This window comes from Burkholderia sp. IO2, assembly GCF_029522185.1.
GTDB lineage: Bacteria > Pseudomonadota > Gammaproteobacteria > Burkholderiales > Burkholderiaceae > Burkholderia > Burkholderia cenocepacia.
Genome location: NZ_JAKWFH010000061.1, coordinates 31,818 through 43,167, shown reverse-complemented (window position 1 = coordinate 43,167; position 11,350 = coordinate 31,818). Strand labels below are relative to the sequence as shown.

The 11,350-nt window shown below is 70.9% G+C and carries 9 protein-coding genes; 8 read left to right on the top strand and 1 reads right to left on the bottom strand.

Going from position 1 to position 11,350, the window contains the following annotated elements; translation table 11 throughout:
• Positions 1-2,435 (bottom strand): AAA family ATPase (locus MMB92_RS29560; RefSeq protein WP_212093560.1); only part of this gene is annotated, 2,435 nt, incomplete at its 3' end.
• A 241-nt stretch (positions 2,436-2,676) separates the two neighbouring features.
• Here MMB92_RS29560 and MMB92_RS29555 point away from each other — a divergent pair.
• From MMB92_RS29555 to MMB92_RS29520, 8 genes are all read left to right on the top strand, one after another.
• A complete protein-coding gene (locus MMB92_RS29555) occupies positions 2,677-3,609 on the top strand; it encodes a hemerythrin domain-containing protein (RefSeq protein WP_277563128.1) in 933 nt (310 codons plus the stop codon).
• A gap of 18 nt (positions 3,610-3,627) precedes the next feature.
• Complete coding sequence (locus MMB92_RS29550; RefSeq protein WP_006490884.1) at positions 3,628-4,608, top strand: quinone oxidoreductase; 981 nt, start codon at positions 3,628-3,630, stop codon at positions 4,606-4,608.
• A gap of 10 nt (positions 4,609-4,618) precedes the next feature.
• Positions 4,619-5,467 (top strand): TauD/TfdA family dioxygenase, encoded by an 849-nt coding sequence (locus tag MMB92_RS29545; protein WP_006490883.1) that lies wholly within the window; start codon positions 4,619-4,621, stop codon positions 5,465-5,467.
• Between the two features lie 130 nt (positions 5,468-5,597).
• Positions 5,598-6,653, top strand: coding sequence for a 3-keto-5-aminohexanoate cleavage protein (locus MMB92_RS29540; protein ID WP_277563127.1), 1,056 nt, complete (start codon positions 5,598-5,600; stop codon positions 6,651-6,653).
• 155 nt (positions 6,654-6,808) lie between these two features.
• A complete protein-coding gene (locus MMB92_RS29535) occupies positions 6,809-8,137 on the top strand; it encodes an MFS transporter (RefSeq protein ID WP_069352067.1) in 1,329 nt (442 codons plus the stop codon).
• Between the two features lie 31 nt (positions 8,138-8,168).
• Positions 8,169-8,744 (top strand): alpha/beta hydrolase, encoded by a 576-nt coding sequence (locus tag MMB92_RS29530; protein ID WP_124675146.1) that lies wholly within the window; start codon positions 8,169-8,171, stop codon positions 8,742-8,744.
• Positions 8,745-9,054: 310 nt separating this feature from the next.
• The gene (locus MMB92_RS29525) at positions 9,055-10,221 is read left to right on the top strand and encodes an extracellular solute-binding protein (protein ID WP_006497265.1); all 1,167 of its coding nucleotides are present in this window, start codon (positions 9,055-9,057) and stop codon (positions 10,219-10,221) included.
• Between the two features lie 49 nt (positions 10,222-10,270).
• Positions 10,271-11,350 (top strand): ABC transporter ATP-binding protein, encoded by a 1,080-nt coding sequence (locus MMB92_RS29520; RefSeq protein ID WP_200064345.1) that lies wholly within the window; start codon positions 10,271-10,273, stop codon positions 11,348-11,350.

Genomic DNA, 11,350 nt, shown 5'->3' with positions numbered 1-11,350 from the left:
GGCTGCGGCAGCGCGTGCCGCGCGGGGCCGTCGCCGGCGGCCGCCTCGTCGCCGGCGCGGCGCGCCCAGTCGGCGACGGCCGGATGCGCGTCGGCGAGCGTGCGCGTGAGCCCGAACATGTCCGCGAGGTTCATCGCCTCGTCGAGCAGCGCACGGCCGCCGCGCCCCGACTGTTCGAGCGCGAACGCGCTGAGCGCCATGATCTCGATGCGCTCGCGGCCCATGCTCATTTCGCGGGCCAGCACGGCGGCTTCGTCGAGCGCCGCACAGGCGTCGTCCCAGCGGCGCGCGGCGAGCGCCGCGTACGCATGCGCGCTCGCCTGCAGCAGCACGACGGGGCGCCGCCACAGCGGCCCGTGCGCCGGAAATTCAACCGCGGCGATCGTGTCGATCCGCTCGACCAGCGCATGGCAGGTTGCCTCGCGGTAACGCGCCGCGTGAATGCGCACCTGCTCGGCAAGGCTCGCGACCGACAGGCGCGGCAGCCGGCGGGCAACGCCCATCGCGTCGAGCGCCTCCAGCAAATCGATCGCGCGATGCTCGACGCCGCGCAGCAACGCGATGCGCGCGGCCGTGCGATAGCCGAGCAGCACGGTGTCGGGCGTGCCCGCGTGTTCGAGCACGTCGAGCCGGTTCGCGAGCAACGCGGCGGCCTGGTCGACGCGATCGGCCTCGTACGCGAGCGCTGCGCACATCGCCGCGAGCATGCAGGTCAGCGGATGGCGCCGCCCGAGATCGGCTTCCGCGCGCGCCAGCGCCGGCGACAGCACGTCGTCCGCGAGCCGGATCTGGCCTTCGCGCAGGTAGCTCAGGCCGGTGATCAGCTCGCCCCAGCGCGCGACGTAGCCGAACCCGGCCGCCGTCTCGCCGCGTGGCGCCGCCTGCTGGAACCGGCGCGCCTGCGCCGGTTCGCCGACGATGATCGCGCGCGCCGACAGCCGGTTCGCGTGCATTTGCGCGAGCCACGTCGCCGCCGGCGGCGTGAAGTCGGCCCACGGCTCGAACAGCGCGACGAAGCGGTCGATTTCGTCGGCGTAATACGCGGCCGCACTGAGGATCAGCGCGCATTCGTAGCGCATCGCGGCCGGCGTGCCGTCGTCGGCCAGGATGCCCGCGATCTGACGTTGCGCCTCGACATGGCGCTCGCCGAGCGCCAGCGCCCACGCGACCGCGATCCGCAGCGTCGGGCGCTTGTCGAGCTCCGTATCGGGCAGCAGCGCGAGCCAGTCGAGCACGTCGTTGATGCGGCCCTGCTTGATCGCATCCTCGAGGCAGCGCTGCGCGAGCGCGTACGCGGTCTCGAACTGGCCGGCCGCGTACGCGTGGCGCGCGGCTTCCTCGGTCATCCCGTGCGTGTCGAGCCAGGCGGCCGCGCGGGCGTGCAGCGTGCTGCGCTCGGCGTCGGGACGCGCAGCCAACCGATCGCGCAGCGTGTCGCGCACGAGCGGGTGCAGCCGGCACCAGTCCGAATCGTCCGACGCGGTGAACAGCGGCGTGTCGCGGGCGAGCCGCGCGAGGCGCTCGGGCGCGTGCACGTCGTCGAGCAACGCGGCGCACAACGACGGATGCAGCCGATCGGCGACGCTCGTGCGCGTCAGGAACGCGGTGTCGTCGGCCGACAGGTTCGCGAGCAACAGCTCGACGAGCCGGTCGCGCGTGCCGTCCACCCGTTGGGCGAGCGCGTCGACCGCCTGGCGCGGATCGGCCGAGCGCGCCATCGCGGCCATCGCGAGCTGCAGCCCGAGCGGCCAGCCGTCGACGCGCTCGAACAGCCGCGCGCACGCGTCGGCATCCACCCGTTGCGCGAAGCGCGCGCCGACCAGCGCGATCGTCTCGTCGAGCGTGAAACGCAGCCAGTCGGCGCCCGCCAGCGTGCATTGGCCGCCCGCGAGCAGGTCGCCGGCCGCGTGATCGAGCCCGCGTCGCGCGGCGACGACGACATGCAGGTTCTGCGGCGCGTTGTGCAGCACGTAGGTGAGCGCGTCGAGGCCGGCGGGCGGCAGCCGCTCCGCGTCGTCGACGATCAGCAACGCCTCCATCGACAGTTGCGCGACCTCGGCCAGCCACGCGGTCAGGCCGTCGAGCGCACGCGCCGCGCCGGCCGGGATCAGCCGCCCGAAACCGGGCCGCGCGCAGCCGGTCCGCACCGCCTGCACGAGCCCCTGCAGCAGCCGCGGCGCGTCGTCGCGCTCGTCGGCCGACAGCCACACGACCGCGCGGCCGAGCGCGACGGTTTCGCGGCGCCATTGCGCGAGCAGCGAGGTCTTGCCGTAACCGGCCGGCGCCTGCACCAGCGTGACCGGGCGGCCGTCGAACGCCGGCGCGGCGAGGCTCAGCCGTGCGCGCGCGAGCAACTGCGCCGGCACGCGCGGCGCGGTCGTCTTCAGGACCAGTTCGGTGGGGGGCGCGTCGGCGCGATCGGGTGGGTGGGCCATCGGGGCAGCAGTGGAGTCCGGCGGAGCCGTGCGGGCCAGCGTCCGGGGTGGGCGTGCGGCAAGGATCGGTCGAACCGCGTTCGTGCGTCAATCCCCCCCGCGACGAGTGGGGCCGCCCCGGCGCGGCGTCGATAGCATGGGTTCCGATGCATGACGAACGCCACGAGGAGGGCACCCATGAAGATCGTATCGACCGGCGCGACGCGTAGCACGCCGACCGCCGGCTGAGCGGAGCGACACGATGTACCGCCATCTGCTCGTGACGGTCGACGACGCGCCCGGCGGCATCGACGCGATCGGCGACGCGCTCGAACTGGCGCGCGCGGTCGGCGCGCGGGTCACGTTCGTGCTGCCCGCCGCCGCGCCGGACTCGCGTTTATCCGGAGCGCGGCTGCCCGGACACGGTGCGAAAGTGGAAGCCGCCGCGCGAGCGCAGGGCCTGTCCCATGGGATCGCGGGGGCCGGCCAACCGGGGGCCGGCCATCCGGGGGCCGGCGACGCGTCGCCGGGCGTGCTGGCCGGCAAACTCGGCTGCGACCTGATCGGCGTCGCGGCGCTGCCGCCCGACGCCGATGCGGTGGCCCGCGCGCAGCGACGGCAGTTGCTCGCGACGAGCGGCGTGCCGGTGCTCGTCTGCCCGTCGCGGCGGGCGCCCGCCGCGGCGCGCGTGATCGCGCGCTGCCTCGATGCGCATCGCATGGTCGGGGGGCTGCTGCACGCGCTGGCGGCGCTTGGCGACGCGACGAACGAGCCGCATCGGCAAGCGGCCGACGCACGGCGCGCGCTGGCTGCGCTCGCCGCGCTGCAGAACGCCCGGTTCGGCACGGCCACCGAAGCGCGGCTCTTCGCGGCATTGCGCGTTCGTGCGGAGTGCGTCGCGGCCGAACTGGACGAACTCGACCGTCAGCGCCAGCGCGACACGCACGCCCTCGGCGCGCTCGCGCGGCTCGCCGAAGACGGGCTGCCGTCGGCCGCGTTCGACGCCGCGCTGGCCCGCTATGCGCACGGCGCGTTCGAGCAGATGGGGCGAATCGAAGGCGTGATTTTCCCGGCCGCGCGGCGCTACCTCGGCGACGCCGACTGGACCGGACTGGACGAACCCCCGGCGGACAACGCACCCGCGACGACGCCGGACACGAACGAACCCGCCGATGCGCGACGCGCATCGGACTGACGATTGACGGAGAACAAGATGGCACATGCAGTGCGATTCCACGAAACCGGCGGCCCCGACGTGCTGCGCTGGGAGGCGGTCGACGTCGGCGATCCGGGCGCCGGCCAGGTACGCCTGCGGCACGAGGCGGTCGGCCTGAACTTCGCCGACACGTATTTCCGCAGCGGCCTGTATCCGGTGCCGCTGCCGGCCGGCATCGGCGTCGAGGCGGCCGGCGTGGTCGAGGCCGTCGGCCCCGGCGTGACGAACGTCGCCGTCGGCGACCGTGTGACCTACACGGGCTTCCTGAACACGCTGGGTGCGTACAGCACCGAACGGTTGATCCCCGCCGCGCCGCTCGTCCGGCTGCCGGCCGGCATCGCGTGCGAAACGGCTGCCGCGATGACGATGCGCGGCCTCACGTCGGCCTACCTGCTGCGCCGCATCCATGCGTTCGCGCCGGGCGACACGATCCTGCTGCATGCGGCCGCCGGCGGCGTCGGGCTGATCGTGTCGCAGTGGGCGAAGCTGCTCGGGCTCAACGTGATCGGCACCGTCTCCAGCGAACACAAGGCCGCGATCGCCCGCGCGCACGGCTGCGACCACACGATCGACTACAGCCGCGAGGACGTCGCGAAGCGCGTGCGCGAACTGACGGACGGCGCCGGTGTCGACGTCGTGTTCGACAGCGTCGGCAAGGACACCTTCGAAGGCTCGCTCGATTCGCTGAAGCGGCGCGGGCTGATGGTGTGCGTCGGCACCGCGTCGGGCCCGATCCCGCCGTTCGATCCGCAGCGTCTCGCGATGAAGGGCTCGCTGTACCTGACGCGCCCGGCGCTGGCCGACTACATCGCCGACCCGGCCGAGAAGAACGACCTGGCCGGCGAGCTGTTCGCGCACGTCGCGGCCGGTCGCATCAGGATCGAGATCAACCAGCGCTATGCGCTGCAGGACGCCGCGCACGCGCACCGCGATCTCGAATCGCGCAAGACGACCGGTTCGTCGGTGTTCATCGTCTGAGGAGGCGCGCATGCGAGTCGAACCCCTGACCTGCGCGATCGGTGCGGAACTGCTGGACGTGAGCCTCGCCGACGCCGTGCACGACGACGGCCTGTTCGCCGAGATCCGCGCGCAGTTGCTGCGGCATCGCGTGCTGTTCCTGCGCGACCAGGACATCACGCGCGCCGAGCACGTCGCGTTCGCGCGGCGCTTCGGCGAGCTCGAGGATCATCCGGTCGCCGGCAGCGATCCCGAGCACCCCGGGCTCGTGCGGATCTACAAGTCGCCCGACCAGCCGAACGACCGCTACGAGAATGCGTGGCACAGCGATGCGAGCTGGCGCGTGGCGCCGCCGTTCGGCTGCGTGCTGCGCTGTATCGAGGGTCCGCCGGTTGGCGGCGACACGATGTGGGCGAACATGGTGCTCGCGTACGAGCGCCTGCCGGACCACGTGAAGCAGCAGATCGCCGACTTGCGCGCGCGTCACAGCATCGAGGCGAGCTTCGGCGCGGCGATGCCGGTCGACAAGCGCCTCGCGCTGAAGGCGCAGTATCCGGACGCCGAGCATCCGGTCGTGCGCACGCATCCGGAAACCGGCGAGAAGGTGCTGTACGTGAATGCGTTCGCCACGCATTTCACGAACTTCCACACGCCGGCGCGCGTGCGCTACGGGCAGGACGCGAACCCCGGCGCCGGCCAGTTGCTGCAGTACCTGATCAGCCAGGCTTATATCCCCGAATACCAGGTGCGCTGGCGCTGGAAGAAGAACAGCGTCGCGATCTGGGACAACCGCAGCACGCAGCATTACGCGGTGATGGACTACCCGCCATGCGTGCGGCGGATGGAGCGCGCGGGCATCGTCGGCGACGTGCCGTTCTGAGCGCCACCGCGCGCCGACCGATTCGCCACCCGAGACACGACGCGCCGGGCTCGCCGCCCGGCGTGGCGGGGTACGCACGCCGGTACGGCCTCGTACGCCCGAACCACAACGATTCCCACTGGAGGACGACATGCAATTTCTCGACGATTCGCTGCACCCGGAAAACCAGGACAAGGTGGTCATCACGGTCGCGCCGTACGGCCCCGAATGGATGCCCGCCGATTTTCCGGAAGACATTCCGGTGACGATGGACGAGCACGTGCAGAAGGCCGTCGACTGCTACAACGCAGGCGCGACCGTGTTGCACCTGCACGTGCGCGAACTCGACGGCAAGGGCAGCAAGCGGCTGTCGAATTTCAACGAACTGCTCGGCCGGCTGCGCGAAGCGGTGCCGGACATGATCCTGCAGGTCGGCGGCTCGATCTCGTTCGCGCCGGAAGGCGACGGCGCCGAAGCGAAATGGCTGTCCGACGACACGCGCCACATGCTCGCCGAGCTGACGCCGAAGCCCGACCAGGTGACGGTCGCGATCAACACCGTGCAGATGAACATCACCGAGCTGATGAGCCGCAAGGACATCGCCGGCACGTCGCTGAACGAGGCCGCGCTGTGGGACGCCTATCGCGAGATGACGGTGCCCGCCGGCCCCGGCTGGGTCGACGAACACCTGCGCCGCCTGCAGGCCGCCGGCATCCAGCCGCATTTCCAGCTGACCGGCATGCATGCGCTCGAAACGCTCGAACGGATCATCCGGCGCGGCGTCTATCGCGGCCCGCTGAACGTCACGTGGGTCGGCATCGGCGGCGGCTTCGACGGCCCGAATCCGTACAACTTCATGGAATTCGTGCGGCGCTGCCCGGACGGCGCCTGCATCACGCTCGAATCGCTGATGAAGAACGTGCTGCCGATCAACACGGTCGCGATGGCGCTCGGCCTGCATCCGCGCTGCGGGATCGAGGACACGATCATCGACCAGAAGGGCAAGCGGATGACGTCGGTGCAGCAGGTCGAGCAGTGCGTGCGGATCGCCCGCGAACTCGGCCGCGAGATCGCGACCGGCAAGGAGGCGAAGGCGATCTACCGGATCGGCGTGCAGTACGACGGCGTCGACCAAACGCTCGCGCAGCTCGGGATGGCGCCGAACCGCCGGCCGGGCCAGGTGAGCGTGCCGCTGCGCGCGGCCTGACGCGCAGCGCCCCGGGCGGCCGCGAGCGCCGCCCGCCGATCGAGGTGGCGCGGCACCCATCCTCGCGCGACGCGCGAGGGCAAGCTCCGGGACACGGAGCGGGGCCGCGCAAGCCGCGCCGGCGCATTGCCGCCCCGGTGCCGGAGGAGACACGCATGTTGATTCATCACATCGAGCCGTCGCTGCAGGACCGGACGGCCACCGAGCGGCGCGCGCCCGCGTATGCGTGGCTCGTGTTCGGGCTGACCGTCGGGCTGCTGCTGTCGGACTACATGTCGCGGCAGGTGCTCAACGCGGTGTTTCCGCTGCTCAAGCACGCATGGGCGCTGTCGGACACGCAGCTCGGTTCGCTGTCCGGCGTCGTCGCGCTGCTGGTCGGGCTGCTGACGTTTCCGCTGTCGGTGCTCGCCGACCGTTTCGGGCGCGTGCGCAGCATCGTGCTGATGGCCGCGTTGTGGAGCGTCGCGACGCTCGGCTGCGCGCTGTCGACCAGCTACGCGGAAATGCTGGTCGCGCGCGGCCTCGTCGGGCTCGGCGAAGCCGCGTACGGCAGCGTCGGCGTCGCGCTGATCCTCAGCATCTTTCCGGCCCGGCTGCGCGCGACGCTCACCGGCGCATTCATGGCCGGCGGCGCATTCGGTTCGGTGTTCGGGATGGCGCTCGGCGGGCTGGTCGGCGCGCATCTCGGCTGGCGCTGGTCGTTCGGCGTGATGGCCGCGCTCGGCATCGTGCTGCTCGTCGCGTACCGCTGCGTCGTGACCGAGCGGCGGCTCGCCGCGTACCGCGTCGAACCGTGCCGGCGCGAGGCCGACGCGCCGCGCGATCTGCGCGGCAGCGTGCGGGCGCTGATGTCGGGACTGTTCGCGTCGCGCTCGGTGATCTGCGCGTATCTCGGCAGCGGGCTGCACCTGTTCGTGCCGGGCGCGCTGTTCGCGTGGCTGCCGAGCTACCTGAACCGCTACTACGCGATGGCGCCCGACCGCGCGGCCGTGCTTGCGGCCGGCTTCGTGCTGCTCGCGGGCGTCGGGATGGTCGGCTGCGGCATCGTCACCGACCGCGTCGGCCGGGCCGACGGCTCGCGCAAATGGCTGACCGCGATCGCGTATTGCGTGCTCACCGGCGTGTGTCTCGCGGTCGCGTTCCGGTTGCCGCCCGGGCCGCCGCAGCTCGCGCTGATCTGTGCGGGCATGCTGGTCGGCGCGGGCGCGTCCGGCGCATCGGGCGCGATGGTCGCGAACCTCACGCCGGCCGCGATCCACGCGTCGGCGTTCGCGACGCTCACGCTCGCGAACAACCTGCTCGGCATGGCGCCGGGTCCGCTGCTGACGGGGTGGGCGGCCGATCGCGCCGGGCTCGTCGGCGCACTGCAATGGATTCCGGCCGTGCCGCTCGCGGCGGCCGTGCTGTTCGCGATCGGACGCGCGAGCTATGCGGCCGATCTCGCGCGCGTCGAACGCGAACGGCGCGCGACACGACTGTCCTGAACCTTCTTCCTGACCGCTTCCTGGAGGCTGCATGACCCTGGCGACCGCTCCCACCATCCTGATCGTGCCCGGCTTGCGCGATCACGTCGAAGACCACTGGCAGACGCATCTCGAACGACGTCTGCCGAACGCACGCTCCGTCGCGCCGCTCGACGCCGACAAGCTGAGCCGCGCCGCGCGTGTCGCGGCACTCGATGCGGCGCTGGCCGCGATCGACGGGCCGGTGATGCTGGTCGCACACAGCGCGGGCGTGATGATCGTCGTGCACTGGGCCCGGCAGGCCACTCGCGCGATTCGCGGGGCGCTGCTCGCGGCGCCGGCCGATCTCGATACGCCGATGCCCGCAGGCTATCCGACGCCCGGCACGCTCGCCGCGCACGGCTGGACCCCGGTGCCGACCGGGCCGCTGCCGTTTCCGAGCATCGTCGCCGCGAGCCGCAACGATCCGCTCGCGCGCTTCGAACGCGTCGAGACGCTGGCGGCCGGGTGGGGCAGCCGGCTCGTCGATCTCGGCGAGGTCGGGCACCTGAACCCGGCATCCGGCTACGGCGAGTGGCACGATGCGGAGCGGTGGATCGGGGAAGTGGCGACGCTTCGCGCGGCCTGACGGACGATCCGTCCGCCGTGCGCCGGCCCGACCGGGGCGGCGCGCGCCTGCCGGGGGCCGCCCCGGGCGCCATGCGACCCGACGCGATACCGTTTCGCCATGCGCTGAGATACGACGTCTTAACACGCCGCACCACGCGACCCCGTCGTCCCCGGCAAGCCGGTCGCCACACAATTCCTTAACAAACGGAAGGTTTTTGTCAGGGAAAGTCCCGCCCCGCAATCCGTGGTTTTTTGTTGACCGACATCGTATAACGCCGTCATGATTTCCTGACAAGAAAGGTCCCATCCACCGACCGAAGTGAGGAGACATGAACACCACCCCGATCACTCGCCGTGTCCGCCGGATCGCACTCGCCCTGGGCTTCACGCTGTCGGCCGCCGCGGCCGTGGCGGCCCCCGTATCGCTGAACATCGTCGACGTGGCCGGCAACCTGCAGCTCACGCAGAAGGCCATCGAGGCGTTCAAGGAGAAGAACCCGACCCTCGTGTCGAACGTCACGTTCACGAATGCGCCCGCGCCGCAGTTGCCGGGCAAGATCAAGGCGATGCAGGCGGCGGGGCGCTCCGACATCGACCTCGTGCTGACGGGCACCGACGCGCTGGCCGCCGGCATCGAGCAGAACCTGTGGCAAAAGCTCCTGCCCGACAACGCGGGGGCGCTCCCCGGCGTGCTCGACAAGTACGCGCCGGGCCCGCGCAAGATGCAGGATCTCGCGCAGGGCTACGGCCTCGAAGTCACCTACATGCCGGCCGGCCCGCTGCTCGAATACAACCCGGCGAAGGTCAGCGACCCGCCGAAGACGCCCGACCAGTTGCTCGCGTGGTGCAAGGCGCACCCGAACAAGCTGATCTATGCGCGCCCGGCGAACTCGGGCCCCGGCCGCACGTTCCTGATGGGGCTGCCGTACGTGCTCGGCGACAAGAATCCGCAGGACCCGATCAACGGCTGGGACAAGACCTGGGCGTTCCTGAAACAGTTGAACGACTGCGTGCCGTATTACCCGGGCGGCACGTCGGCGGTGATGAAGGAGCTCGGCGAAGGCACGCGCGACATGACCGTGACCGTCACCGGCTGGGACCTCAACCCGCGCGCGCTCGGCATCGTGCCGGCCGAATTCAAGATTCAGGCGTTCGACAACATGACGTGGGTGAACGACGCGCACTACATGGTGATCCCGAAGGGGGTGCCGAAGGAAAAACTGGACGTGCTGTTCAAGCTGATGAACTTCCTGCTCGAACCGGCGCAGCAGGCGATGACCTACGACGACGGCTACTTCTATCCGGGCCCGGCGGTGAAGGGCGTGACGCTCGAAATGGCGCCCGCCCACAGCCAGGAAGTGATCAGGAAATTCGGCCGCCCCGAATACGCGAAGCTGCTCGCCGACCGTCCGCACGTGCAGCCGCTCAACGCGCAGGCGATGGTCGCCGCGTTCCAGAAATGGGATCGCGAGATCGGATCGCAAAAATCGAAATGACGCCTGAACCGGCGGGCGCCGCGGCGCCCGCGTCGATGGAGTTCGCGCAATGAAGCACTGTTTCGAACGGTTGCGGCTCGACGGTGTATGCCGCAGTTTCACCAATACGGAAGGCGCGCAGGTCGCCGCTCTGAACGGGCTCGACCTCGAGATCCGGCGCGGCGAGTTCATCGCGCTGCTCGGCCCGTCGGGCTGCGGCAAATCGACCGCGCTGAACTGCATCGCCGGGCTGCAGCCGCTCACGCGCGGCGGCATCTGGCTCGACGACGTGCGCATCGACGTGCTGCCGCCCGAGCGGCGTGGTTTCGGGATGGTGTTCCAGAACTACGCGTTGTTTCCGCACATGTCGGTGCTCGACAACGTCGGCTTCGGCCTCAAGATGCGCGGCGTGCCGAAACAGGAAACGCGGCGGCGCGCGCAGCAGGCGCTCGAACTCGTGCAACTCGTCGGCCACGAGGGCAAGCTGCCCGGGCAATTGTCGGGCGGGCAGCAGCAGCGTGTCGCGATCGCGCGTGCGATCGTGATCGAGCCGCCGCTCGTGCTGATGGACGAGCCGCTGTCGAACCTCGACACGAAGCTGCGCATCGAGATGCGCGCGGAGATCCGCCGCATCCACACGCAGCTCGAACGCGCGACGATCTACGTGACGCACGACCAGGACGAGGCGCTGTCGATGGCCGACCGCATCGTCGTGATGAAGGAGGGCGTCGTGCAGCAGGTCGCGTCGCCGAAGGACGTCTACACGCGCCCGCACAACCTGCATGTCGCGCGCTTCATGGGCTATCGCAACGTGCTGCCGTTTACGCTCGCAGGAATGGCTGGCGAGTACGTGAACGTCACGTCGGGCGGCGTGCGCCTCACCGGTGTGCCGATGGCCGGCTTCGACGCGAAGGAGGTCGTGGTCGCGCTGCGTCCGGACGACATCGAGCGCGCGGAAGCCGGTGCCGACAACGCGTTCGACGCGACCGTCGAGACGGTCGAATACGGCGGCCGCGACTCGCTGATCCGCGCGATCACGCCGTTCGGTGCGGTCTGGGCCCGTATGGCCGGCGAGTTCACGGAAGGTGAACCGCTGCGGCTGCGCGTCGCGCCGGCGCGCACGCTGGTTTATGCGGGAGACGTCCGATGA